The organism is Dyella sp. 2YAF14 (assembly GCF_052114725.1).
Taxonomy (GTDB): Bacteria; Pseudomonadota; Gammaproteobacteria; order Xanthomonadales; family Rhodanobacteraceae; genus Dyella.
In genome coordinates this window covers 25,461-50,935 of the sequence record NZ_JBFRFH010000008.1, presented here as the reverse complement: position 1 = coordinate 50,935, position 25,475 = coordinate 25,461, and the positions used below count along the sequence as shown (strand labels likewise).

24 protein-coding genes are annotated in these 25,475 nt (G+C 62.2%); 9 read left to right on the top strand and 15 right to left on the bottom strand.

What is annotated here, in order from left to right; genetic code table 11:
* The first annotated feature begins 104 nt into the window (after nucleotides 1–104).
* The 5 genes from AB4Y82_RS13140 to AB4Y82_RS13120 all read left to right on the top strand — a co-directional run bounded on the left by AB4Y82_RS13140 (nucleotide 105) and on the right by AB4Y82_RS13120 (nucleotide 9,470).
* The gene (locus tag AB4Y82_RS13140) at nucleotides 105–3,308 is read left to right on the top strand and encodes a TonB-dependent receptor (RefSeq protein WP_441611373.1); all 3,204 of its coding nucleotides are present in this window, start codon (nucleotides 105–107) and stop codon (nucleotides 3,306–3,308) included.
* A 140-nt stretch (nucleotides 3,309–3,448) separates the two neighbouring features.
* On the top strand, nucleotides 3,449–4,837 hold the full coding sequence (locus tag AB4Y82_RS13135) for an APC family permease (RefSeq protein ID WP_441603616.1): 1,389 nt from the start codon (nucleotides 3,449–3,451) through the stop codon (nucleotides 4,835–4,837).
* Between the two features lie 4 nt (nucleotides 4,838–4,841).
* On the top strand, nucleotides 4,842–7,550 hold the full coding sequence (locus tag AB4Y82_RS13130) for a glycosyl hydrolase 2 galactose-binding domain-containing protein (RefSeq protein WP_441611371.1): 2,709 nt from the start codon (nucleotides 4,842–4,844) through the stop codon (nucleotides 7,548–7,550).
* A 16-nt stretch (nucleotides 7,551–7,566) separates the two neighbouring features.
* Nucleotides 7,567–8,574 carry a LacI family DNA-binding transcriptional regulator gene (locus AB4Y82_RS13125; RefSeq protein ID WP_441603614.1) on the top strand — a complete coding sequence of 336 codons (1,008 nt, stop codon included), beginning with the start codon at nucleotides 7,567–7,569 and terminating at the stop codon, nucleotides 8,572–8,574.
* Between the two features lie 50 nt (nucleotides 8,575–8,624).
* Nucleotides 8,625–9,470 carry a sulfotransferase family protein gene (locus AB4Y82_RS13120; RefSeq protein WP_441603613.1) on the top strand — a complete coding sequence of 282 codons (846 nt, stop codon included), beginning with the start codon at nucleotides 8,625–8,627 and terminating at the stop codon, nucleotides 9,468–9,470.
* Between the two features lie 71 nt (nucleotides 9,471–9,541).
* Here the strand turns inward: AB4Y82_RS13120 and AB4Y82_RS13115 are convergent, their stop codons facing one another.
* The gene (locus AB4Y82_RS13115; protein WP_441603612.1) at nucleotides 9,542–10,135 is read right to left on the bottom strand and encodes a TMEM175 family protein; all 594 of its coding nucleotides are present in this window, start codon (nucleotides 10,133–10,135) and stop codon (nucleotides 9,542–9,544) included.
* A gap of 335 nt (nucleotides 10,136–10,470) precedes the next feature.
* Between AB4Y82_RS13115 and AB4Y82_RS13110 the strand changes: the two genes are divergently transcribed.
* Nucleotides 10,471–11,337 carry a PP2C family protein-serine/threonine phosphatase gene (locus AB4Y82_RS13110; protein WP_441603611.1) on the top strand — a complete coding sequence of 289 codons (867 nt, stop codon included), beginning with the start codon at nucleotides 10,471–10,473 and terminating at the stop codon, nucleotides 11,335–11,337.
* Nucleotides 11,338–11,402: 65 nt separating this feature from the next.
* Complete coding sequence (locus AB4Y82_RS13105) at nucleotides 11,403–12,287, top strand: LysM peptidoglycan-binding domain-containing protein (protein WP_441603610.1); 885 nt, start codon at nucleotides 11,403–11,405, stop codon at nucleotides 12,285–12,287.
* A 24-nt stretch (nucleotides 12,288–12,311) separates the two neighbouring features.
* On the opposite strand, the gene AB4Y82_RS13100 is transcribed toward AB4Y82_RS13105, so the two are convergent.
* From AB4Y82_RS13100 to AB4Y82_RS13055, 10 genes are all read right to left on the bottom strand, one after another.
* The gene (locus tag AB4Y82_RS13100; RefSeq protein ID WP_441603609.1) at nucleotides 12,312–13,997 is read right to left on the bottom strand and encodes a protein kinase domain-containing protein; all 1,686 of its coding nucleotides are present in this window, start codon (nucleotides 13,995–13,997) and stop codon (nucleotides 12,312–12,314) included.
* 14 nt (nucleotides 13,998–14,011) lie between these two features.
* A complete protein-coding gene (locus tag AB4Y82_RS13095) occupies nucleotides 14,012–14,566 on the bottom strand; it encodes an FHA domain-containing protein (RefSeq protein WP_441603608.1) in 555 nt (184 codons plus the stop codon).
* 485 nt (nucleotides 14,567–15,051) lie between these two features.
* Nucleotides 15,052–15,375 (bottom strand): hypothetical protein, encoded by a 324-nt coding sequence (locus AB4Y82_RS13090; RefSeq protein ID WP_441603607.1) that lies wholly within the window; start codon nucleotides 15,373–15,375, stop codon nucleotides 15,052–15,054.
* Nucleotides 15,376–15,820: 445 nt separating this feature from the next.
* The gene (locus AB4Y82_RS13085; protein ID WP_441603606.1) at nucleotides 15,821–16,117 is read right to left on the bottom strand and encodes a hypothetical protein; all 297 of its coding nucleotides are present in this window, start codon (nucleotides 16,115–16,117) and stop codon (nucleotides 15,821–15,823) included.
* A gap of 106 nt (nucleotides 16,118–16,223) precedes the next feature.
* Entirely contained in the window at nucleotides 16,224–16,739 is a 516-nt protein-coding gene (locus AB4Y82_RS13080; RefSeq protein WP_441603605.1) for a hypothetical protein, read from the bottom strand.
* Between the two features lie 293 nt (nucleotides 16,740–17,032).
* Nucleotides 17,033–17,434, bottom strand: a complete 402-nt coding sequence (locus AB4Y82_RS13075; RefSeq protein ID WP_441603604.1) for a hypothetical protein — start codon at nucleotides 17,432–17,434, stop codon at nucleotides 17,033–17,035.
* A gap of 361 nt (nucleotides 17,435–17,795) precedes the next feature.
* Nucleotides 17,796–18,110 (bottom strand): HigA family addiction module antitoxin, encoded by a 315-nt coding sequence (locus tag AB4Y82_RS13070; RefSeq protein ID WP_441603547.1) that lies wholly within the window; start codon nucleotides 18,108–18,110, stop codon nucleotides 17,796–17,798.
* Between the two features lie 858 nt (nucleotides 18,111–18,968).
* Entirely contained in the window at nucleotides 18,969–19,904 is a 936-nt protein-coding gene (locus AB4Y82_RS13065) for a PLP-dependent cysteine synthase family protein (protein ID WP_441603603.1), read from the bottom strand.
* A 45-nt stretch (nucleotides 19,905–19,949) separates the two neighbouring features.
* Complete coding sequence (locus AB4Y82_RS13060; RefSeq protein WP_441603602.1) at nucleotides 19,950–20,381, bottom strand: hypothetical protein; 432 nt, start codon at nucleotides 20,379–20,381, stop codon at nucleotides 19,950–19,952.
* Nucleotides 20,378–20,710: an autorepressor SdpR family transcription factor gene (locus tag AB4Y82_RS13055; RefSeq protein ID WP_441603601.1), complete on the bottom strand. Its 333-nt coding sequence runs from the start codon at nucleotides 20,708–20,710 to the stop codon at nucleotides 20,378–20,380. The genes AB4Y82_RS13060 and AB4Y82_RS13055 overlap by 4 nt, the downstream gene beginning before the upstream one ends.
* 146 nt (nucleotides 20,711–20,856) lie before the next feature.
* On the opposite strand from AB4Y82_RS13055, the gene AB4Y82_RS13050 reads away from it, so the two are divergent.
* Nucleotides 20,857–21,315 (top strand): DUF1330 domain-containing protein, encoded by a 459-nt coding sequence (locus tag AB4Y82_RS13050; RefSeq protein ID WP_441603600.1) that lies wholly within the window; start codon nucleotides 20,857–20,859, stop codon nucleotides 21,313–21,315.
* A 70-nt stretch (nucleotides 21,316–21,385) separates the two neighbouring features.
* On the opposite strand, the gene AB4Y82_RS13045 is transcribed toward AB4Y82_RS13050, so the two are convergent.
* The 3 genes from AB4Y82_RS13045 to AB4Y82_RS13035 all read right to left on the bottom strand — a co-directional run bounded on the left by AB4Y82_RS13045 (nucleotide 21,386) and on the right by AB4Y82_RS13035 (nucleotide 23,420).
* Nucleotides 21,386–22,312, bottom strand: a complete 927-nt coding sequence (locus AB4Y82_RS13045) for a M14 family metallopeptidase (RefSeq protein ID WP_441603599.1) — start codon at nucleotides 22,310–22,312, stop codon at nucleotides 21,386–21,388.
* Between the two features lie 37 nt (nucleotides 22,313–22,349).
* Nucleotides 22,350–22,937 (bottom strand): hypothetical protein, encoded by a 588-nt coding sequence (locus AB4Y82_RS13040; protein WP_441603598.1) that lies wholly within the window; start codon nucleotides 22,935–22,937, stop codon nucleotides 22,350–22,352.
* 102 nt (nucleotides 22,938–23,039) lie between these two features.
* Nucleotides 23,040–23,420 carry a VOC family protein gene (locus AB4Y82_RS13035; RefSeq protein ID WP_441603597.1) on the bottom strand — a complete coding sequence of 127 codons (381 nt, stop codon included), beginning with the start codon at nucleotides 23,418–23,420 and terminating at the stop codon, nucleotides 23,040–23,042.
* Nucleotides 23,421–23,790: 370 nt separating this feature from the next.
* Here AB4Y82_RS13035 and AB4Y82_RS13030 point away from each other — a divergent pair, with 370 nt between their 5' ends.
* Nucleotides 23,791–24,240 (top strand): hypothetical protein, encoded by a 450-nt coding sequence (locus AB4Y82_RS13030; RefSeq protein ID WP_441603596.1) that lies wholly within the window; start codon nucleotides 23,791–23,793, stop codon nucleotides 24,238–24,240.
* 34 nt (nucleotides 24,241–24,274) lie between these two features.
* Here AB4Y82_RS13030 and AB4Y82_RS13025 read toward each other — a convergent pair whose 3' ends face one another.
* The gene (locus tag AB4Y82_RS13025) at nucleotides 24,275–25,093 is read right to left on the bottom strand and encodes a hypothetical protein (protein ID WP_441603595.1); all 819 of its coding nucleotides are present in this window, start codon (nucleotides 25,091–25,093) and stop codon (nucleotides 24,275–24,277) included.
* Nucleotides 25,094–25,475: the final 382 nt, after the last annotated feature.

The window sequence follows — 25,475 nt, the reverse complement described above, 5'->3', positions numbered from 1 at the left end:
ATCACGACGGCGTGCGTACCCGCAGGCACCGCCGGGCTACGCGCATTTTGAAATACCACGGAGCAACCGAGGTTCGACAGGCAACACCAACGAGGTCAACGCCCATGTCCACCGTACTTCGCAAACATCCATTGTCATTTGCCATCACCGTGTCGCTGTTCGCCGTCGTGTCGACGTCAGCTGCAGCCTCGACCTTCGTCGATCTCCAGCAGGACGGCCAGGCTGCGCAGACCACGACCACGCAGACGCCGCCGCCGTCGCCTGACGCCAAGAAAACCGACGCCAGGAAAGCCGACGGCACTGACGCGCAGAAGAACGCGGTCAACCTGTCGGCCGTAAATGTGTCAGGCGTACGTGCCTCGCAGATGCGCGCGATCGACCTGAAACGCGATGCCGCGAACATTCAGGACAGCATCACCGCGGAGAACATCGGCGCCCTGCCCGACACCACCATCACCGACTCGCTGCAGCGCGTCACCGGCGTGCAGATCAACCGCGATGCGGGCGTGGGTACCTCAGTGGACGTGCGCGGCCTGCCGCAGGTCGGCACCATGTTGAACGGCGAAGTATTCATTACAGCCGACCAGATCGACTCGCAGCAGCCTGACTTCACCATGCTGCCGTCGACCTTGTTCCACGGCGTGGACGTGATCAAATCCCCGACGGCCAGCACCACCGACGGCGGCATCAGCGGCGCCATCGATCTGCATACGTACCGGCCGTGGGATCTCCCCAGCGGCTTTACTTACAGCTATTCGGCCAATGGCGAACGCGGCAGCACCACCCAACACACGGGGCCTGAAGCCAACGGCCTCATTTCGTACAACGACGATGGTCACTGGGGCCTGCTGATCTCCGGCGACTTCTCCAACACGCGCCGCATGAATGCCACCGAAGGCCTGGACCAGTACGGCGTGGTGCTCAACGGCGAGAACGCGGCCAGTGCCGGCGGCTACAACGGCTTCCTGACGCCGTGGAACGGGGCACCGATTCCGTCCAAGATCGTGCAGAACGCCGACGGCAGCGTGGACGTCAACGGCGACGGGAAGTCCAACGGCGTATTCATGGGCAGCCAGGACATCGGCCTCAACGACATCATCACCCAGCGCAAGCGCAAGTCGGGCAACGCGTCGTTCCAGTTTGACTTCGGCAGCGGCTTCACCGGCACGGCCGACTACTTCTATTCGTCGCAGCGCGAGTACGACCGCAACGTCGGCATCCAGTTCAACTCCACCAACTGGCAAGGCGCCACGTACGTTCCGCTGCAGTCGCGCAATACCGGAGCGCCCGCGCTGGGCTCGTACGGCACGCCGGAGCCGGGCTGGGAAGGTTCGCAGTACTACACCACGCAGCAGTACGAAAAGTGGCCCGGTGACGTGGAGTCTTACTCGCAGATCATCCAGAAGAGTTCCGTTGCAAGAAACCTGAACCTGCAGCTGGATTACGACAACGGCGGCCCGTTTACGGCGAGCGTGCGCGGTATCCGCGACACGGCCTCGCAGTCGTTCCAGGAATCGGACGTCAATATCTCCGACTCTGACGGCGCGCTCTGGCCCAACGTGTTGATGGACGGCGTGGATCCCGACTCCGTGCCGCCGGGCACCATGGTCTATCCCGCGCAGTTGGGCGGCAACCGCGTGTTCAACGCCAACGGGATTCCGCAAAACACCATACCGATCATCGCCAACTTCAATGGCCGCTATATCAAGATCGATGTGCCGCCGTCGCTGGCCAGCAACTTTGCCAACCCTGCCGACTGGACGATGAAGACACTGGAATCGTCGGGCGATTACGACCGAAAGGTTGCGCTCAACGCCTTGCGCTTCGACGGCAAGTACGATTTCCAGGACGGCTTCAAACTGGAATTCGGCATCCGCAACAGCATCCGCAGCGCCGACAACGAAGGCTGGACGCTGGAGGCGCCGGTCTACGCCGGCATGGGCGCCAGCGATCCCGCGGGATGCCTGGTGCGCTACGTCGGCGCCGACGTGGTGTTGAACAGCGGCTCGTGTACCGCCGGCAATGACCAGGGCTATTTCCGCGCAGGTCCGCTGTCGGCGATATCGATGCCCAACACCGCCGCGCCGCTGGCCAACAACTTCAAGCAGTACAACAACCTGCTTGGCTCGGGCATCAACTTCTGGGCGATCGGCCCCAATGCGATGGTCAACCCCATCGCCTATTGGAACTCGCTCTATCCGGGCACCCAGCAGGTGGCTGAGCCCGGCACCACCTGGGCGGTGCGCTTGAAGGAGCTGTCGGGCTACCTGCAGGGCGATTTCAACGGCACGATCTGGGACATGCCATACAGCGGCAACATCGGCGTGCGCCTGATCCACACCAACCTCGATGTGACCCAGCACCTCAGCGGCGATCCGGGCGCCTACGGCGACGAACCGGAAGATGTGGGAACGGCGACGACCAAGCGCAGCTACCAGGACGTGCTGCCCTCGGCCAACTTCGCGCTGGACGTGACCGACAGCTTCAAGGTTCGACTGGCCTACTCCAAGAACATGATGCCGCTGGACCTGAGCACCTGGGGCGGTGGCCTTCAGCTCAACTACTCGCTGGCAGAAACGCCGCAAGGGCCGATCTTCCGCGTAGCCAACGGCACGTCCACCGGCAATCCCAATCTCAACCCGTGGCGCTCCACCAACTTCGGCGCTTCGGCCGAGTACTACATCAACGAAACCAGCATGCTCAGCCTGGCGCTGTTCCGCATCAACGTGGACAGCTTCATCAAGAACGGCAGCGTGACCAACTGCACGCTGCCCGACGAAGACGGCGTGGTGCGCGATCACTGCATCGTGATCACCCAGCCAGTGCAGGGTACGGGCAACTCCATCCACGGCGCCGAGTTCGACTACCGCCAGGGCTTCACGTTCCTGCCGAGCTTCCTGTCGAAGACGGGTATGGAAATCAATGCCACGTATGCGCCCAGCAACTCGGGCGAAACGGATCTGGCCGGCAAGAAGATCCCGTTCCAGGACAACTCCACCAAGTCTGGCAACTTCATCCTGTGGTATCAGGACGATCATTTCCAGGCGCGCCTTGCCTACAACTACCGTTCGCGGCGCGCGGTGATGGACAGCGTGGGCGGCATCACCGGCCTGGAAATGTACGAGGCGCCACAGAAGTACCTGGATGCATCGATCTCGTACAAGTTCAGCAAGTACGCCGAAGTGTTCCTGGACGGTACCAACCTCACCAACGAGTATCAGAAGTACTACCTGGTGTGGCCCGACCAGCCCGGCCACTCGACGTTCTCCGAGCGCAGTTTCATGCTGGGCGTGCGAGGCCAGTGGTAAGGGAAGCGGCATGACGACGATCCCACTCCTGCCCTCGCGGGAGTGGGATCGCTGCAGGGCCTCATGTCATAGCTACAGGTTCGTTCTTCCGGGTGGCTTCACCGTCGCCCCGTTCGCCACTCCGTTTCCACAAGGCAAGCATGCAGGATTCCAGCGCGCCCAAGTCCGTTCGCGACAACGCCTTCCATCGCTCCATCGGCGTGTTCTCGGGAACGGCAATCAACATGACCCAGATGTGCGGCATCGGGCCGTTCATCACCATTCCCATCATGGTCGCCACCATGGGCGGCCCGCAGGCCATCATTGGCTGGATCGTCGGCGCCATCCTGGCGATGGCCGATGGGCTGGTGTGGGCCGAACTCGGCGCCGCCATGCCCGGTTCCGGCGGCACCTATGTCTACCTGCGCGAGGCGTTCCAGTACCGCACCGGCAAACTGATGCCGTTCCTGTTTATCTGGACCATGCTGCTGGCCATTCCCTTGTTGATGTCCACCGGCATCATCGGCATGGCGGAATATCTGGGCTTCTTCTTTCCAAACCTGGGCTGGTGGCCGGTGCATCTGATCGGCGTGGCAGCCACCGCGCTGGTCACGTGGATGCTCTATCGCCGCATCGAGTCGGTGCGTGCGATCACCATCGCGCTGTGGGTGATCATGCTGGTGTCGGTGGTCGGCGTGACCGCGGCGGGCTTCTCGCACTTCCATGCGAGTTACGCGTTCGACTTCCCTGCCGATGCGTTCGGCGGCCACTTCTTCGTGGGCCTGGGCGCGGGACTGATCATCGGCATCTACGATTATCTGGGCTACAACACCACCGCCTATATCGGCGATGAGTTGCGCGATCCGGGCCGCACCATGCCCCGCTCCATCATCATCTCGGTGATCGCGATGATGGTGGTCTACCTGCTGCTCAATATCAGCGTGCTTGGCGTGGCGCCGTGGCAGGAGATCGCGCAGTCCAAGTCGGTGGCCTCGCTGGTGGTGGAACGCAGCTGGGGCCATCTGGCCGCCGCCGTGATGACCGTACTGATCATCGTGACTGCGTTTGCCTCGGTATTCACCGGCCTGCTCGGCGGCTCACGCGTGCCGTTCGAGGCGGCGCGGGACAAGGTGTTCCTGTCCGTGTTCGCACGACTGCATGCAAAACACGGCTTCCCGCACGTCGCGCTCCTGACGATGGGCGTGGTCACGGCGATCGGCACGTTCTTCGACCTCACCGAGGTCATCAATATGCTGCTGACTGCGATCATCATTGTGCAGTCCTTCGCGCAGATCGCCGCGCTGATCGTGCTGCGCAAGCGCCAGCCAAATCTCGAACGCCCGTACAAGCAATGGCTCTATCCCGTGCCCTGCATCATCGCGCTGTTCGGGTGGATCTATGTGTACCTCTCTGCCTCCACTCTTTCGCTGATCCTCTCCGGCGTGTGGATCGTCGCCGGCCTGGTGGTGTTTGCGATCTGGGCGCGACTCAATCAATCCTGGCCATTTGCGCCGGTGGAAATACGCGAAACCTATCTTGGGAAACCTTGACGCCATGCAAACTCCAGCCAGGCACACGCTGTGGATGATGGTCGCGATGGCGGCATCGGCCGCCTCGGTGGTACACGCCCAGGCGACCTACGTCCCCACCACGGTCGCCGCCGATGCGGGGTCCGTCACTTCAATCGCTCACTGGCAAATCCAGGACAGCGCGAAGGCGCAGCAAGCGGGCGCCGAGATCTCCTTGGCGGGTTACTCCACCAAGGAGTGGTACCCGGTGAGCGGCCGCGCGACCGTCATGGCCGGCTTGCTCGAGAACCACACGTTCAAGAACGATGTCTTCTACAGCGACAACATGCGCGCGGTGCAGGTGCCCGATTCCAGTGGCAACCTGTTCGTGACGCCGTGGTGGTATCGCACGCAGTTCACGCTGTCCAAGGACCTGGGTCAAAAGCACACGATGCTGCATACCAACGGCATCATCGCGAGCGCCGACCTGTGGGTGAACGGGCATCAGGTGGTCGACCACGCCGAGCTCGCCGGTGCCTATCCCGTGCACGACTTCGACGTGACGCGCTGGGTACACGCGGGCGCCAATGTGCTCGCCATGCGCGTGCATCCGGCCGATCCACGAACCAGCCTGTCGATCGGCTGGGTGGACTGGAACCCCACCCCGCCGGACAACAACATGGGCCCCTGGCGAGGCGTGGATATCGCGCTGACCGGGCCGGTCGCGTTGAGCTATCCGCACGTGCAATCGACGCTGTCGCCCGATCTCTCGCACGCCACGCTGGCCGTGAAAGTCACCGCGAAGAACCTCGACACGGCAGCGCATGACGCCACGATCAGCGGCACCGTGGCAGGCGTCCCCATCCAGCAGACCGTGCATCTCGCGCCGGGACAGACGCAGGACGTGTCCTTCTCGTCCAGCACCACGCCGGGCATGGCCTTGGATCATCCCAAGATCTGGTGGCCGGTCGGCATGGGCGACCATCCGCTTTACCAACTGGAGATGAGCGCCGCCGTCGATGGCGCAACCTCCGACCGCGCGACGGCAAGTTTCGGCATGCGCAGCGTCAGTTCCAACCTGACCAAGCAGGGTTACCGCCAGTTCTTCATCAATGGCAAACCCTTGCTGATCCGCGGCGGCGGCTGGGCCCCGGACATGTTTCTGCGCGACGACCCCGCGCGCATGGAGGCCGAGTTCAACTATGTGCTCAATCTTGGCCTCAACACCATCCGCAGCGAAGGCAAGCTGGAGAACCAGCGCTTCTACGAACTCGCCGACCAGCACGGCATCTTGATACTCGCTGGCTGGGAATGCTGCGACAAATGGGAATCGGCCGCCAAGACCGGCGGCTCGCCCTGGACGGCCGCTGATATGAAAGTGGCGGAGGACTCCATGGCCAGCGAGGCGCGCCTGCTGCGCAACCATCCCTCGGTGATCGGCTTCCTGATCGGCAGCGACAATGCGCCGCCGCCGCCCATCGCCAAGATGTACGTCGATACGCTGCGCGCGGCGGATTGGTCCTTGCCCATCATCTCGGCGGCCGTCCCGCAGGGCACCGCCGATGCTGGTCCGTCCGGCCTGAAGATGGCCGGCCCGTACGACTGGATACCGCCGTCGTATTGGTACGCCGACAAATTGGGCGGCGCGTTTGGCTTCGATTCGGAAGTCAGCGCGGGTGCCGATATCCCGCGACTGGAAGACGTGCAGCGCATGCTGTCGCCACAGGAGCAGGAGGCGCTGTGGAAATATTCGGAGCAGAGGCAATACCACGCCTCCGCGGACTGGTCGACGTTCGCCGTGCTCACGCCGTTCGACAACGCGCTGGCCAAGCGCTATGGCGCGCCCACGAGTCTCGCCGACTATGTTGCCAAGGCCCAACTCGACAACTACGACAACGTGCGTGCCCAGTTCGAAGCGTTCAATGCGCACATGGATGCCGCCAATCCATCGACCGGCGTCATCTACTGGATGCTCAACAACGCGTGGCCCTCGCTGCACTGGCATCTGTACGGCTACTACATGAATCCCGCCGGCGCGTATTTCGGCGCCAAGAAGGCCAACGAGCTGGTGCATATCCAGTATTCGTACGACTCCAAGGCCATCGTGCTGGTGAATCAGACGCTGGATGATGTCCACGGACTGCAGGCGAACATCCGCTTACGCAACCTGGATGGCAGCATGCGCTTCGAGAAGCACCTGCAAGACATCGACCTGGCGGGGAATCACACGCGCCAGCTGGCGACACTGCCGGCGATCGCCAACCTGTCTCCCACCTACTTCATCGAGCTCGAACTTGCCGCTGCCGACGGCAAGCCGGTCAGCCGCAATGTCTACTGGCTGTCCACCCGGGCGGACGTACTCGACTGGGCGAAATCGAACTGGTATCTCACCCCGCTGACGCAGTATGGGGATCTGACCGCACTGCAGTCCTTGCCGGCCGCGACCAGCGAGATCCACGCCAGCACCACGCGCGACGGCAAGGACGAGGTCACCACGATCACACTGTCGGTGCCTGCATCGTCCAAGGCCGTGGCGCTGTTCCAGCACGTGTCGATCCGGCGTGGCGCGCATGGCGATCTTGCGCTGCCGATACGCTGGAATGACAATGACGTCACGCTCTGGCCCGGCGAGTCGATCGTGCTGACCGCGCGCTATGCATCGCAGGAAACTGTCGTACCGGTGGTCGAAGTGAGTGGATGGAACGTTCCCGCTCAAAGCGTTCCGGCTGCCATCACGCAGGGAGCAGTTCATTGAAGACGCAAAGGCTTTCATGTCGCGTGTGACCATCAACGACGTCGCCCGTGCCTCGGACACGTCGAAGAAGACCGTATCGCGCGTGCTGAACAACGAGCCGAATGTGCGCGACTCGGTGCGCGACCGCGTACTCGCGGCCGTGGCCGAACTCAACTACCGGCCGCTCACCTCGGCACGCAGCCTGGCGACGAATCGCTCATTCATGATCGGCCTGCTCTACGACAACTTGTCGCCGAGCTACATCATGGAAGTCCAGGCCGGCGTGCTGGAGGCCTGCGAGGCCCGGCAATACAGCATGATGGTGCAGCCGCTGGTGTCGACGGCGCCCGATTTCGTCGAGCGCGTCGAGAGCATTCTTTCGCGGCACCAACCCGATGGGCTGATCCTGACGCCGCCCATCACCGATCATGCAAAGCTGCTCGACCATCTGCGCAAGCACGACCTTCCGTTTGCCTCGATCGCGCCGCGGCAACCCAAGGGCTGCATCGGCGTGATGCTGCGCGAGCGTGAAGCGGCGGCGGCGATGGTGGATCACCTGGTGGCCCTGGGCCATCGTCGCATCGCACACATCATCGGCGATCCGAAGCACGGCGCAGGCATCTGGCGCCTCGCCGGCTTCCGCGATGGCATGAAGCGCGCAGGCCTGGAGGAGAACCCGGCGTATATGGTGCAGGGCCAGTTTTCCTTCGAGTCCGGCGTGGCTGCAGCTCGCCGACTGCTCAAGCTCAAGCATCGGCCCACCGCCATTTTCGCGGCCGACGATGACATGGCCGTCGGTGCAATCTGGGCCGCGGCGGAGGCCGGGGTGTCGGTGCCCGGCGATATCTCCATCTGCGGCTTCGACGACACCACGATCGCGACACAGGTGTGGCCGCTGCTGACCACGGTCCACCAACCCGTACGCGACATGGGCAAGCGCGCCACTGAGGAGCTGCTGCTGCGTGTACTGGGCAAGGGAGAAGCCCGCATGGTCGAAGTCGGCTACGAGATGCGCATGCGCGCGTCGACGGCGCGCGCGCCCTGAATCGGGCACTATCCAGCAGAACCAGGCCAACGATCGAGAGGATCACCCGCATGCCAGCCACGCCAGACGCCAGCAACCCGCCGCGGAAGTTCCACTTCATTTCCGGGTTGCCGCGCGCCGGCACCACCCTGCTGGCCGCCATCCTCAATCAGAACCCGCGTTTTCGCGCCGGCATGACCAGCCCGCTGGCCGACATCATGGGCGTGGTGATCGCCGAGGCCAGCAGCAAGAACGATTTCTCCTTCGATGTCTCCGACGAGCAGCGCGTTGCGGTATTGCGCGGGCTGGTCGAGAACTTCTACTCGGTTGAAGGCGGCGCCGAGGTGGTGTTCGACACCAGCCGGCTGTGGTGCAGCCGCATGCAGCTGCTCAACACGCTGTTCCCAGGCGTGAAGGTCGTCGCCTGCGTGCGCCAGCTGGCCTGGGTGCTGGACAGCATGGAGCGGCTGGTGCGCCGCCAACCGGTCAGTGTCAGCAAGGTGTTCCGGTTCGACACCAACACCACCGTGTACTCGCGCGTCGAAGCCTTGACTGATCCGCGCGGCATGGTCGGCTTCGCCTACCAGGCCACCAAGGAGGCCTTCTACGGCGAATACGCGCACGACCACCTGATGCTGCTGACCTACGAAAGCCTGGTGCGCGACCCCGCCGCCGCCGTGCGCGCGGTCTATCAATTCCTCGGCGAACCCTGGTTCGAACACGACTTCGACCACATCCAGTACAACGCCGACGAATTCGACGCCCGCGTCGGCATGCCCGGCCTGCATTCCGTCCGTCCGAAAGTGGAATCGGTGGAACGCCAGCCCATCCTGCCGCGCGAGATCTTCGGACGCTTCGCCAACGAGGCCTTCTGGATGGATCCGAAAAACAACGTCAACCAGGTGGCCATCGTGTAACTGGGCGACAGCGACCCCACGAACAAAGGCCGCTTGCGCGGCCTTTGTCGTTGCTGCGAGAGGTCAATCACTCAGGGCGCGGCGGCGTCGGCGCGCTGGAACGCATCAGGACGGCAGTACAGGATGAGGAAGGACGCCAACAAGCCGAGCCGCAACAGCGGCGGAATGATGGTTACCAGGGCGGCTATCAAAAACACGGCCAACATGATCCACGCCCTGTACCACTGCCATCGTCGCGATCGCGGATCGATGCCGTCCGGCAGGTGAGAAAAACTTTCCCGCATCAACACCATGTACGTGCCCTGCACCAGAAAGAACACCAGGGCGTAGAGCGTCAGCGGGAATGACGCCATCTCGCTTTCGGCCAGCCAGGCGGTGGTAAAGGGAATGAAGGAAATCGCAAACAGATTGGCGAAGTTCGCCAGGGCCAGGGTACCCGTCAGATACTGCGCGTAACGAAGCGTCGCATGATGATTCAACCAGACGACGGCAATGAAGGCATAGCTCACCGCGTAACTGACCAGATCGGGCCACAGGCTGATCAACGCGGGAAGATCGTGACCGGCGGGCGCCTTGAACGCCAGAACCATCACCGTGATGATGACGGCAAAAATGCCGTCGGAAAGCGCATAAAAACGCGCCAGCCGTTCTTTGCTCTTGGTCATGATGTCACCCAGCGACGGGTTGGTGTGGCCACTGCCGTTTCAGCTGCCGACCCCGCTTCGGGTTACCGGCGGGCCTTATAAGGGTGCACGCAGCGCCCACTGCTCAGCAAGCTCGCGTGGCAGGTCTGCCCGAGGTCGACGAAGCGCCCGAAACGCTCCCTGGCATGACCCAATCCCCCTTATGTCCGATTGGCCAGGCAGCCCAAGGCAGCTTAAGGTTTAGCCAAGGTCACGATCGGGCTTATGGCAACGGGACCAAACGCAAATTTTCAGCGGCAAAAGTCCCGTAAGGTTTCAGCTCGCAGGACTGCGCTCAGAGGTCGGGGGGATGGGCGATGAACACGACGGTCGACTTTCACGCGATTCCGCGGGCCGCAGGTGGCCGCGCTCAAGGCGGAAGGGCAACCCAGGAAGATGACCTTATCTGCCTCCACGATTCGGCTTCGTCCACCTGGCTGTTGGTGCTGGCCGACGGCATGGGTGGCGATGGCGCGGGCGAACTGGCCTCCCATGGCGTGATCCAGGCGACTCTTCGCCTGTGGGAGCAAGGTGCCTGGCGCTCCCTGCCGGGATCGCTCTTTCTCGAGACGCTTTGCCAGGAAGCGCATACCCAACTGCAGCAGCACGGCGAACATCTCGCAGGCGCGCAACCGCATTCCACCATCGTCGCGGCGCTCATTCGCGCCAGCCGGGTCTCGTGGGCACACGTCGGCGACAGTCGCCTTTATCGCTTTCGGGGAACGCGTCTGATCGGTCGCACCGAAGACCACAGCCTCGGGCAACTGAAATTGCAACGCGGGGAACTGACCGAAGGCGAGCTGGCCAACGATCCCGACCAGCATAAACTCCTGCGTGGACTGGGAGGGCCGCAACCTCCGGTCGTCGAACACGGCTTCGCTGAGCTGGACGGCGATCAGACTTTTGTCCTTTGCAGCGATGGGGTATGGGAGCAACTCACGACCGAGGAGCTGGCATCCCTCTCGCAGCGGCGTGACCAGCATGAGGCCTTGAAGGAAGCCTTGGCCACGGCGGTTGAGCGTGGCGGCCGCGACGGCGACAACGTCGCCCTGATTTTCGCCCACGCAAGCGGTGAAGGCCGCTTGCGGCGGTACCGGAACAAACTTTGGTCTGCGATGCAGCGCACCGTCGCCTTTGGGCAGCGAGCCGCTGAGCAGACCGCAACCAGAGATAGCGAAACATGAGCCTGGCTCGATCGACTGAAACCATGCACCCGATGCTTTGGCGTACGCTGCAGGTAGCGCTTTGCATGGCCCTCCTTGCCATGACCGGTTGCGCCCAGATCGGCAACCTCCGGTCCAAAGCGAGCAGCTCCGCCAACAGCAGCAGCGGCGCCGCGTCGCCGACGGGCAATCGCGAGGCTGCAACCGGCGACAACGAGTCGCTTTCGTTGAATGCCATAACCAATACTTACTTTCTGCGCGGTCGCTACGCGGAAGGCGAGCAGAGCTTGCGGCAGTATCTGGCGAAATACCCGACCGACCGCACGGCACAAATCCTGTTGCGGCAGCTCACGGTCGATCCGAACACGGCCCTTGGTAAACAGTCGCGCCCGTACGTCGTGCAAGCCGGGGACTCTTACGGCACATTGGCCGCTCGCAGCCTGGGGGATTCCAATCTATTCCTGTTGCTGGCCCGCTATAACGGGTCGACCAATCCCTCGTCGTTGCACGCGGGTGAGACCATCCGCCTGCCCCAATCGCCGTTGCGGGCCTCGTGGTCTTCGGATACGGCGCCGGCCAAAACCAATACGCCCAGTCGCAGCGCGGCGCCCACCGCGCCGGTCGCCACCACCGAAGCTGCACCCGCAGGCGAGTCGCCTGCCTCCAAGGCGCAACGCCTGCAACTGGAAAGTGTGGCCTTGTCGCAGCAGGGAAAGAACGCTCAGGCATTGACGCGACTGGACCAGGCGCTGACCATCGACCCGCATTTGAAGCCCGCAGGAAACCAGGCGCTGAGAGAGCAATTGGTCGGCTCCTATCACGAGCGCGCGGTAGTGCTGTATCGCGACCAGAAGCTCGACCAGGCGATTGCCTTGTGGGACCGCGTCCTCGCGATTGACCCCAACTACGAGCGCGCCGTGATCTACCGGGCGAGAGCCGTTGAACTGCAGCATCGCCTCAAGCAGCTGTAACGCGCGCCTCCCCGCCCCGTGGGTCTATCGATCCTCTTTGGCCGCTGACGGCGACATGACCACCGTTGGCTGCCTCGCCGGACTTGCCGCGACGGCAGGGGATGCCGAAGCATCGTTGCGATGCCGCGCCTCCAGGGCACTGCTCATCTGATTGAAGGCGACGAACAATCGACCCAGTTCATCGTGGCGAACCAGGCGGATGCGCTGGCTGAAGTCGCCGCGGCCAACCTGCACCAGGGAATCCCCCAGCATGCCAAGCAAGGCCAGCGGCTGTCGGAACAGCCAATAAGCCGCGCCAACCAGCGCCATCAAGGTGATGACGAGCACCCCCACGATGACCCAGAACGTCGTGCGCTCGGCCTCGAGCAGGGGCGCCTTGCTGACGCCCAGGCGCAACTCGCCGACGGCCTTGGCCTGATAACGAATAGGCACGTCGAACAACAGCAAGTCATCGCCATGGGAGTCTGCATCGACGCGGCCAACGTAACGTTCCACCTCGCCGGCCAAGGTCTGCTTTTCGGCATCGAGCTTGGGCAGTGTCTTGCCGACATCCCCCGGTTGCGTGCTCGCCACCACCGCGCCCTCTCGATTGGCAATGGCGAGGTATTGGATCTGCTGGTTGTTCGCGATGTCCTGCACCAGGGCCCGGGTGGCGGGGTCATCGCCCAACAACAGGTTCTCGGCTGCCTCACTTGCGACCATGCGACCCAGCGAACCGCCAAAGTCGGTGGCGAGCCCCGTCACCGCGCCATGCTGCTTGGCATAGATCACCGCCAGGCCCAGCAGCAGCACCAGGCATAGCGTGGCGCCCAGGGCGCCAATCCAACGCAGGCGCAGCGAGATGATGCGCGTGGCCAGCGGCGACTCATGCGATCGCTCGTGCTCCCGGCGCGCCAACCGCAGATCGTTGATGACTTCGGCGCCGCTCTGGTAACGCGCCTCGGGTGCCGGCGCGAGCAGAGTCCGCACGATGCCCGCGAGCATCGACGGTATCGTCGGATCGACGGGCACCATCGCAGGTAATGGCTGACGCTGCCGCTCCCTGATCAGGCGCTTGAGATCGTCGGTTTCCGGCCATGGCAATTTGCCGGTGAGCAGCCAGTACAGCACGACGCCAAGCGAAAAAAGGTCGCTGCGTGCATCGGCACGCTCGCCACGCAAGCGCTCCGGCGCCATATAGGCGGGCGTGCCGCCGATCTGCCTGGCCTGGCCTTGCCTGATGCTGTTGACGGGTCTGCGCTCGGCGATGCCAAAGTCACTGAGCTTGGCGCAATGCCAATTCTCCGAGAGCATGATGTTCTCAGGCTTGACGTCGTGATGGATGACGCCCTGCCCGTGCGCATAGTCCAGCGCCGATGCCACTTGTGACGCCAGCTCGATGATCACCGCCAGCGGCGGCAATCCTTCTTGCGAGACGCGGCTTGCCAGCGTCTCGCCCGAAAGCCTTTCCATCGCAATGTATTTGCGGCCGTCGTCCGTTTCGCCGGTATCAAAGATCGTGACGATATTGGGATGCACCAGGTGGCCGGACGCGCGCGCCTCCAGCAAGAACCTCACCATCAATCTCGGGTCAGTCGCCACGTTGCGATGCAGGCATTTGATCGCCACCGGCCGGTCGATGCCGGGATCAAAGCCGGCGTACACCACCGCCATCGCGCCCTCGCCGAGCACACCGTCGATCCGGTAGCGCCCGATGGAGCGCGGTCGCATGCGCTCAACCGTACTCATGCGCTCAACAACCACCAGGCCGCACCGCCCAGCGCCGCCAGCACCACCACGGCCAGCGCGAACCATCCGACGCGACCGAGCCTGGACGCGCCAGGCTCCCGCGTCAGAAACACAAACTCGGACTGTCCAAAACGAATGCGATCGCCATGCCGGATGGTGGCTTCGTGCACACGCTTGTTGTTGACGAACGTGCCATTGGTGGAGAGCGTGTTCATCACCACGTAATGGCCTTGCTGGTTCATCACCCACGCATGGGTCGAAGAAACGCTCGGGTCGCAGATGACGATATCGTTCTCGCCGCCCCGCCCGATGGTTTGCCGACCAGCTCGCAACGTAAAGCGACGCCCCTTGAGCGCCGCACTGGTGCCTTCGAGCACGGGCTCGTGGACGCTGACGCCGCCATCGGACGCAAAGCCTGCCTCGACGGCGAGCCGGCTCAGCTCGTCAGCCGAAAAAAGCCGCGTCCCCTGGGGGCCCGATGAGCGTTTCCCGGTGGCCGGCAATGAACTGTAGCTACGGTTTTCCATCAAGCGCCCAGGGGTGAAGTCCATCGGTCCATCATAGCCAAGCCATCGGTCGTTCCTGCGCAAACTTGACTGCTCATTCGCGCCGAAGCGGCCCTTTCGCGAGGCTGACACAGAAAAGAGACCAACCCGCCAACAACCATCGACACTCTCGTACCACCAAGTATTCGGGTAACGAGAAGCTCATCACAATGCATGAAAGGGGCCAATCGGCACCGCCTATTTTGATGAACCGGTTGCCGATTGCCTCGCGATTCCCGCCGCCTTGCCTGCGCCACCCGTGATCGGGAACGCCCGCAATGGGCGACACGTCGGTTGCGCCGGGATAGTTCTCCGCCCTCGCCCGACCGCCTACTGGCCAGTCGTTCTACGTAGGCCTGAATAGTCCATCCGTGGGGTTGTTCGAAATCCGGTATGGCGTACGCAGAGTCACGTGACCCAGGAATCAAGCACTGCGCTCGTCCATCCTCGTCGTTGCGTCAGATCGATTTGAGGATGGAAGCGGACGTCCGCTAGCCGCCCCTGGCTAGATACAAGAACGTAGCGGGCGCATAAACAAGAGTCGCCAGACCAAGTGCACTGGCAGTCAGCACCGCCCACCTCAGTCGCTTTACCGTCGCCTCAATGTCCCCGGGGACGGGACTACGAAATAAGGGCTTCCAGTTGAGCGGACCGATGCCGTACAAGACCACATCCATGCGCGAGGCATAGAGCGCAGCAGCAAATTCCGGATGGGCCTTGGAGATGCTGCCCCGAGCCCTCCCTGCAACCAGCATCAAGTACCACCGGCTGACGATCGCCGCGAAGCACAACGTCATGGCAGCAGTCAAGTTCATCAGCTCCCCTTTTTACCCGACGTGCCGACCTTCAGCAGATCGCTGATGCCTGCTTCTGGTTGCGACCTCAACGGGTCGAAACGGACATTTGAGTCGAACATATCAGAGCAGTCGTTCGGACAGCACACGAAACGGGACGCTTGGAACGAGGAAGCAAAGAGGTTTTCCCGTAGCTCCCTTCCGAGGCAGGTTTCTCCCCTGCGTCCAGAAGCCGGACCGCTTCGCGCTTGAACTCTGCGGTGAATCGTTGGCGCTTGACCATCTGACACCTCCCAGGGGATTGTCCCCTTTCAAAGGTGTCCGTCAAACTCGGGCCATCTCAGAGTGGACTTTCATCTTGTGACGACGCCGGCGCATAAAAAAAGTGCACTCTGACCCCGGTTTCGGCGCAAGGTCCGCTGTGGGTCGGAAGCGGACGTCCGACTGTACTGAAAAAGGGGCATGGCTATTTCAACGGAATGAACACCACCGAGGCTAGCCCGCCCAGCTCCTCTTGAAGTTTCACCGAGAGCGCCTGCCCTATCAAATTGTGATTCTCGCGATCGGATATAGCCTGGAACCCACCGTCAGGAGGATACGCGTCACAAAACGTGCGTTGAAAAGCCCTGTTCCAATCGTCTATCTCGGCAAGGAGTGCTGCCGATATCCCAAGGTCTGAGGGCTCGAAATAGCCCATCTCGTTGATATCCGGATTGAACAATGGGGGTGCGCCATAGACTGCACCCAAGCGGAAGGACTTCAACGCAATCTCCCCTTTCCCAGCCGAACGATATGGAGTTTTCCGGACAATTCAAAATGTCTGCTCCGGATCGAAAGCGGACGTAAGCTGCACTCCGATCGCGGTTTTCCTATCTCCTAACTGGGATGTCATAAACACCAAGTGCAGTTATGCACCCGATGCCACCCTCCTCACACGGGGCGCTAAAGACGACCTCTCTGCCATTTATGACAAAGTTCTCAGTAGCCTCTTCTCTCACAGGTTCGGGGGCATGAGGGGACGGAGGAAGCACGGTTCCTACGCCGTAAGCGCCCTCAATATCATTCAAGCGAAGGCAGACGCCAGCCTTAATGCTGATAATGATCGCCCCGCTGTACGTCGATCCATCCCTATCGGTGGGATCGTCCAAGGCGGAGGGAGTGCGAAAGACGACTTCTTTCACCCAAGCATCCTTGTCGCCGCCCTTTCCAACCCACTCGATCCAGGACGATTGCCGGGCCGGCGAGGGACCGGTCAGCTCGACGCCTACTTCCCTGCCTACCGACTGCGCCGTTTTGGGTTGGCTATTTGTCAGATAGCTCACAAGCCTTTTGACTCCCTGAAGCTCTCCTGCCTGCACTGATGTGGCGATACTCAATGACAGCATGACGCCTGCGCACAGAGCGATGAAACGCGAGTTCGCTAGGCAATTTTTCACGGTTCCAGGCGAATGAACCAAGCCTGCCATCATCCACTCCTCTTAGGTGCCGCGCGTCTGGTCACTGGGCAAAGTCCAAGTCCGCTTCGGGTCGGAAGCGGACCTTAGCCATCCGTCGCCGGATGACTGTTAATGGACAGATCAGAACGAGGGTTAGAGTGCACTTTTCTCATTCTCTTGCCTTCGGAAATCAAAAGTGCACTCTGACGCGGATTTCGATGGTGCGTTACGACGCTCCAGGCCTAAGCACCCGGCTTCAGAATGCCGGACCACTGGGCGCCTGCATTTGTCAGCGAGATTGCCATGCCGGACTGTGATGGCTTGTTGACGGTCATCTTGCCTGGATAGAGCTTGTCGCAAAAAGCGCCGCCCGTGGTCGATTGCTTGAACGTGAAGAAGCTTCCATTACTTGTGCTCTGGACAAAACCAGCCTGGGCGAGACAGCTAAGCGGGGCATAGAAATGAAGTTGAGCACCATTCGGCTGGAAGTTCACTTGAACACGGACCTGCACTGCTTTTCCGCCGCTCAGTATGCCGCTCCAGGTTCCCGTTGGCAGCGTCGATTTCTGCGCGACCGCATCGACGGTGGTCCCAAGCAATACGACCATCAAGATGAGTGTGCACATGTGGCTAGTACGAAACATGATTAACCTCCGCGGTTCGTTGGACTATCAAGTTTCATTCGATGAGCGAGCACCGAGTCGGCGAAATTTTGGGGATAGCAGCGGTTCGCCATCCTGCGAATTTCTATAAGCAAGCCAGACCGCATCCATTCGAATAACCGTATATGGCCCCTCCCCTTTGCCAAGCATCTCTTAGCTAAGGCGTCCGTGTCGACTGCACATGTATATCCGGCCGCCAAACGCTGCACCGTCAGGCGGTGACGCGCCACGATGAGCTAGTCGCGCGTCGGCTCCCAATCAGAGGAAACGGCACGGATGTAGTTGCTTCGAACAATGGCGACGGGACGTAACTACCTTCGTCCCGTTTGTCACGCGTTTGTCCTCAATCAACGAGCGGACGATAAGCGCGGACCACAGGCTTCGCCCTTTCCAGATCGTACCGCGCCTGAAGTGCCAGCCAGTAAAAGGCGGTGGTGTCGAAGGCGAGGGAAAGGCGGATGGCGATCTTGGCGGTGATGGGGTGGGTGTCGGCGATGAAGGCCTTGATCTGATTGGAGGGTATGCCGGTACGACGGGCGAGTTGGGCGGGGTTGAGGGCGTTCGGAATCAGGTAGGCGTGCAGCAGGATGTCGCCGGGGGCTCGCAGGGGTTGCGAGGGGTCGATTTCCGAATGCGGGGTGAGCTGGATCAGTTCCATGGTGGTTCCTCCCTGTCGGACACGGCCGCACAGCGGCTCAGGCGCTTACAGCGCTCGGTGTCAGTGAATGCTTGGCAGCTTTGTCGGTGATCGCCCGAATGCGGCGCATCGCCATGCCGGCCGATGCGCTTCAACGGCGCTCATCGGAGGCGTGTGGTGTTCACTCGAGGCTCGTCACTGAGCAGGCGGGCGTATTGCTGCAAGCAGTAGACGGCTGTGCCCAGGCTGGCGGTGACGGCCGCGGGAAGCGGCCATGGCAGCGCTCTGCCGGGGAATCCCCGCGCTTGCGCGTTTCGACACTGCTCGCTGTCGACACGCAGGCGCGTGAGGGCGAGCACCGCCAGAGCGATGTCGCCGCGAGTGCCATGACGCAGGGTTTCGGGCGATGCCGCCGCCGTGGACGACGGGGCATGAGGCGGAGGAGTGAGGGTGTCGTCAGGGGGAACGGACGAGCGGATGCGTCCCGTATGATCGCGGATAGCCATGATCAACTTCCGTATGAGTTGGTGATGGTTAGCGGGTCGTGGGTGTTTCGAGCACTCACGGCCCGCGCCTCATGACCTGGTGGTCATGGTCACCCGCGAGGCCTTGCAATACGACAGCGCGAATGACTGACCCTAACAAGCAGGGTTGGCATCGTCTGTCAGGGATCAGCGAGATGGGTGTCCACCCGCGCGAGGTGGTGCGTGACGGCGCAATGCCGAGCGAATGTCGGCAGCATTCCCTTAGATGACTTGAAAGCGAACAGCAGAACGAGGGTCAGAGTGCACTTTCCTCATTCCCTTACGTTCGGAAGTCGCAAGTGCACTCAATCAATAATGCACTCGGACCCAGCTTTCGGTCCTGCGCGCTAGACAATCAATCTTGCATCCACGGTTTGGATCGGTACCGGTCCCAGCCGTCCGGAAGGATGGTGACGATCGGGCCGTCCACTTGGCCGCGGGCGGCAACGCGCATGGCCGCTGCCACGTTGGTGCCAGACGATCCACCGACTAGAAGCCCCTCTTCACGCATCAAGCGTCGAGCCACGCTAAAACTCTCGTCATCGGAAATGCGTTCGACGCTATCGATGACATCGCGATGCAAGTTGGCGGGTGGCTCCGCTGCGCCGATTCCTTCGACGGCATACGATCCATCGGGACCGGGCGTTCCCGTTTCGACCCAATCTGCCAGAGCCGACCCGACAGGATCTGCCAGTATCACCGCGATGCCTTTGTGGTGGGCCTTGAGTCGCCTGCCGACACCGGAAATCGTGCCGCCTGTGCCCGCGCCTGCCACGAAGGCACCGATTCGCCCGCCCGTCTGGTCGATAATTTCTTTCGCCGTCGTCTCTTCGTGAATACGAACATTCGCGGGATTACTGAACTGGTCTGCGAGAAACCAGCCGTTTTCGCGCGCCAGGCGTTGGGCGACATTGCGGAAATTATCGCTGCTCGATGGCGGCGCGTTGGGCGTGATGATTACGTTTGCGCCCAGAGTGGTCAGGGCACCGCGTTTGTCGTGGGACATCTTTTCAGGCATGACGCAAACAAGCCTGTAATCACGGGCCGCAGCCACCAGGGCGAGGCCAACACCGGTGTTGCCGGCCGTGGCTTCGATCAGCGTCATGCCCGGCCGCAATAGCCCGCGCGCTTCGGCGTCATCGACAATGGCCAGCGCAATACGATCCTTGATCGAACCGCCCGGGTTCAGATGCTCGCACTTCACCCAGATCTCGCAGGGCAAATGACTTCCGACCCGACCAAGACGTACCAATGGGGTGCGACCGATCTGCTTGAGGATATCTTGGCTCATCGTGTGATCCACTTGTCCAATGACAGACGAACGCCCGGCACTACCTCAACCACTCCTCGACACACGCCCACCGGCGCACTTCCAGACCGTATAGCCAATCATCACCGCAACGCCTGTGATGACGGCGACTACCGCGCCGATTCTGGCGAGCTCCAGGGGTGCGAATGCCCACAGTGAGGACCATACGACGAAGGCCAGCGTCATCGCCCAGCCGCCAACGCGCCCGATGGACTGCGCCAGGGTCGCGTGGTGGACGGTTCGCGGCGTGCCGGTCATCCGCTTTGGCATGAAGTTGCAGAAGGCTGCGAGGGCGAGGCCGATGATGACGTTGTTGCCGCGCACGACTTGCTCTGCGTCGATCCACCCTTGCTTGCGGGCCAGGGTGAGCAACAGGGCGCCACCGATCATCACGGCTGCGAGCTTGAGGCCGAACAGGATTTCTTTCTTCGCGCGCTGAAGTTGGGAGTTCTCGCTCATTCGTCGGCTCCTTCTCGAGTGGGTTTGTGCCCGGCCACGCCAGCGGCATTTGCCGGCGTGCGCTCGGCGGCACCGATGCCGAACAGCTGGGTGAAGCCCAGCAGCGCGTCCTCCAGTACCGACAACTTCAACTGGTAGGTGATGCTGGTGCCGATCTTGTTGGCCTCGACCAGGTCAGCCTCGCGCAGCACCGCAAAATGCGCCGACATGGTCGGTCGAGACACCGGGAAATGGTCCGATAGCTCCCCGGCGGTCATCGGACGCTGCCGGAGCAATTCCAGCACCTTGCGGCGGGTGGGATCGGCGAGGGCCTTGAAGACGCTGTTCATTCGTAGATATTTAGCCAAATATCGAAATATCGCAAGTGCTGGCATTCGGCCTATGTTTTACCCGGATACTATTGATCCGGACAAATATACCCGGGTATATTTGCTCGCCGACGCGCACCGTCGCGTTCCCATCAGGAGACAGCGACATGACGTCGCCCGAACAGCTCACGCGCTATCTGGAACCCACGCAAGATGCCGGCCGCGCCTTCGTCATGCGGCAACTGGAAGGCCAGATCGTTATGCTCAATCTTCTGCGTTTCCGCGAAGTCGCCGACTACGCCGCTACGCCGGAACTGACGCCGCCATCGCCGATTACCGGCGAGGCCGCCTTTCAGCGTTACATCGAGCACACCCTGCCCTATTTGATCCAATCCGGAGGAAACATCGAGTTCCTCGGCAAGGGCGGTGACTTTCTCATTGGACCGCCGGACGAGCGCTGGGACATGGCCATGCTTATTCGGCAACGCAGCGTCGAATCCTTTCTGGCCTTTGCGACGCACGAGGCCTATTTGTCCGGCTTGGGACATCGCACGGCGGCTATCGAAGACTCGCGTTTGCTTCCGCTGTCCGACATGACGCCTCGGCCTTTGCAGGCCGAGGGATGAGCAGCGCCTCGGCGCTCACCACGAAATAATTGCACTGCGATGGGCCACGCCTCGTCAGCGTGGCAGCAGCTCAGTCGACGCGATGACTCAACGCATAGTCGATCGCCGCGCGCACGGCCGCCACCTGCGCATCATTGCATTGCTGCGGCGTGGCGCGCGGGCTGTCGGGATAGACCTCGGTGGTGGTCGCATAGCGCGCATTCGTGATGCCGGCGCACAGGCTCCACTGCTTCACCGGAAATTTGATCACGCCCGGCATCAGCAACGGTGAACCGATGATCTCGCCACGCGCATCGGCATCGGCGATATGCGTCACCTTGGCGACCGCTTCGATCACGGCCTGCTGGAATTCAGGCTGAGGACGATCGGTGTCGTCGACCAGATAGAAACCGTCCGGCACTTCGCCAGGTTCGAACGGCTTGCCATCGCGCGATGCCAACGCCGGGCGAAATTCCGACTCGTCCGTATCGGTGGTTTCGTGCAAATCGATATGCATCAGCGCGCGATCGCGCAGTGGCTCCAGCAGATCAACCAGGGCCGCCGATTCGCCGGCGGGGCTGTGCTTGCGGAAATTGCGATTGGGATCGAGCGCCTCGGGATTCCAGCGATGAATGCGCTCGTACGCCCACGGACTCACACAAGGCACCACCAACAAATTCGCCCGCCCGGCATAGTCGCGACCATGCTGCTGCAAGAACTGCAGCGCGCCATGCACGCCGCTCGTCTCGTAGCCATGCACACCGCCCGTGACCAGCAACACCGGCAGATCCTCACGCCAATCACGGCTGCGCACGGCGAGCAGCGGATAGTGTTCGGACCCGTAATCCAGCGCCCCGTACTCCACCACGTCGAACGTCTCGCGCAGGCGCTCGAGAACGCTCACCACATCATCCGCGTAACTGCGCTGCTTGCTCTGGCGTGCCAGCCACGCTGCACGTTCTGCCGCGCCCCAGGCCTGTCCGGGTGTACCGATGGGATAGAAATGCTGGGTGCTCATGCTGATGCCGTCGTGGTGGATGCGCCGCACTTTAGCATCACGGCACCCGCGTGAAATCCATGATCCAGTTGACCTCCCAGGTCTTGCCGTCGTCGGCCGAATAAGCCTGTTCCCAGTGCGCCGTGGTCGGGGTGATCCCGGACCACACGAAGCGTACGCGTATGGGTTTGCCGCGCAGCGTGTCGGTCGCGTAGAACGTGCCGACGCCATGCTCGAAATGTCCCTTCACCGGCGGATCGAGTTGTCCGAACGGATCGCGTCCGTCCAGCCACCAGATGGCCCACTGCGCGGTCTTGGGATCATAGGAACGAAGGCCGACGCCGCGGTAGGTGCCCTTGGGCGTGTTGAACACGTTGTCGTCGACATTGGCATAGCCATCCATCAGGGGGCGCATGCTGAGCGTGCCGTCGAACTCGTCCCAGTCATGACTGTTGGCGAGCTTTTCCTTGAGCTTGCGATGATGGCCGCGCCAATTGCCCACCAGAAAATCAAAATCGTGCAGGCCGGCGAGATTGGGTTTGGCCTGGCTGGCATTGGGCGTGTCCTGCTTGGCCTGCACGGGTAGGGCCGCAGCAGCAATGCAGGCCGCAAGCGCAGCGATCAACACAACGCGGAAACCATTCATAAGAGAGTCCTTCTGCCATGGTGGCCCGGAGCCCGTTCGATCTCCGCCTGGGCCGAATGCGGAGGGTTGTCAACGACACTCAATCGAAGCGCTCAGCGCACGTCACTCCCATTGGTTCGCGTTCTTGGGAAATCCTGGACGTTGCACGCGCACCACGCAGAAGCGCTGCCCCGTCGGCGCCTGCATCACCACCCAGCGTTCGAGGCGATCCACCACGTGAGCGCCCAGCTTTTCCAGACGTGCCACTTCGGCGGGAATGTCATCGGTTTCGATGTCGAGGTGGACGCGGCTCTGGTGCGCCACGCGCTGGATCTGCACGATGGCTTCGTCAGGCGGCGTCTCCAGCATGCGGTAGTTGCCACGGCTGCCGGGATGACCAAGGTCGATCGGGCGCCCCAAGGCTTGCGCCCAGAACTGGGCCGCCTCGTCGACATCCTGCGTGTGGCAATCGATGAGCAAGGCACAAAGACGGGAGTAGTGCATAAGCGTCCTCCTCCATACGGTTCCAACGACGTGCGTGGGTTCTGCCAGGTGGACGTGCATTGCTGAGGATAAGTCCCCGGCGGAACGCGATGACATAGCCAAAGGGCTTGGACAACCGGCAAAAATTGGACATGGACAGCGACTAGGCCTTTTGTCGGATGCCAGCGCGTACTAACTCTCCCACTAAACCCGGAGGCCCAGTATTTTCAGTGGCATAGCGTAACCGGAGCATGCGCTGCCAGGCAGACGTGGGGGCAAATCGCCACGCCGACTGTGTCAGGGGTCACAAATTCCTACCCTGATGATGTACACAAATGTCACGACACCGTGGACAATGTCTGGATCACCACTCCGGAGGGGAACCGGAACCATGACTCATAGCGATGCTGCGGGCCGTCCCGTGGCCCAACTGCTTGTTGTCACTCGTAGCCTCGTGGAGCTGACTGATCGCGCCGTTTCCGACAGTGAGCTGTCGCATGCGGCAGCCGACGTGCTGGTGTTTGCCGCGCGCCAGGCGGCTCGACTGGTGGAAGACGTGGTGAGCCTGCGCTCGCGCGATCCCGATGGCGCGACGGCCTTCGTACAGTGCTCCAGCAGCAGCGACCTGGACCGTGCCTATAGCGACCTGGAATGCCTGGCCGAAGCGGCCGGCATGATCCGCGCGCACGGCATCGGCTCGCAATACCGCGCACACCTGGCTTACCTGATGCGCTATGCCGCCGAGTCGGCCTGCAGCGCGCTGGAACGTGCGGAGCACTCGATGAATCTGGCCGACATCACCAGCCTCGCCAACACCTGGGCGATGGACGCGCACAACTGAGGCACGCGCCCTCGCCTCCCGCAGCAAGCGCGATTTAGTTCTTGCCGGCGGCTGCCGGCGGCGCGGCCTGCTCCAGCGGACCCACCGTGACATGACCGGACCAGCCATCGAAAACATTGATGGCCGCGGTGTCCACCATCTTCATCACCATCTGCACCGGCGGGCAGGCGCTCGCATCGGCGTTGGGCCTGGACGGATCGTTCATGCCTGCCATGCAGTACTTCGCCCCCTGATTGGTCAAGCGATTAAGCATGGCCATGCCATCGGCATAGCGGCGCTCGGCGCGCGGCCCGGCGGTGGCGTCGCCATACACCGGGCGCAGCTTGGCAAGCTCCTGCTCGGCCGCCTTGCGCTCCACCTCTGTCGCACTCTTCCAGGCCGTGTCATGCGCCTGCTGGAAGCTGGAGTTCCGTCGCTCCGAGGCCAGCGCCAGCCAGGCCAGTCCCAAGGGCCGATTCACCGGCTGGTGATCGCCATTGAGCGCCATGATGCCCAGCACGTATTGCGCCGGCTTGCTGGCCCAGCTGGCCGCCGTCTTGAAGAAGCGCTGCGAAATCTCGTAGTGCCCCAGGCCAAAGTTCTGCGAGCCCAGGCAGTAGTAGTAGTCGCCGGGCAGGAATTTCTCTTCGCCGGATACGCAGCGCGTATTGGCCAGATCGGCGTCGGTGGGCGGCGTGTCCGTATCGGCGGTGCTCGCAGCACTGGTCTGCGCGCCGACCGGCGACGCCATGGATGCCATCAGCGCGACCAGCGCCATCGCCCAGATCTTGTTTTGCCATCCCTGCATGGTGCTGCCCTCGGTAGTGATGTGTCGTTCGACGAACGGCACATCGTAACGTTGCAGGGCATCCACGGGATGACGAAAAAGCGAAGTATTTTCTTGCGCTTACGCGGTGCCTCGGCGCATGAAGGCGCGGACGGCGGTGCCTCGTCGCGTGATGTCAGACATATGTTCCTAGGCACACATCCGCGCACCATCACGACGAGGCGCGCGCATTGTGGCGATCGCCGTCCTGCGCTTTCTTGCGTCCAATCGCATTTCAGATGTCATGTCGTCTGGCATCTGCCCCGCGTGACGAAGCACGCACTGGGAGTGCCACCAGCACCACAGCTGGTGCGGCCGCCAAGCTTGATCGTCACCCCGCGCGCCGACGCAAGCAGGCCTGCGCGGGCCCCACCACCTCTCGCCATCTGCGACAGCCCGGCCCAATCATGCAGGACATCCGTCGCCGCCT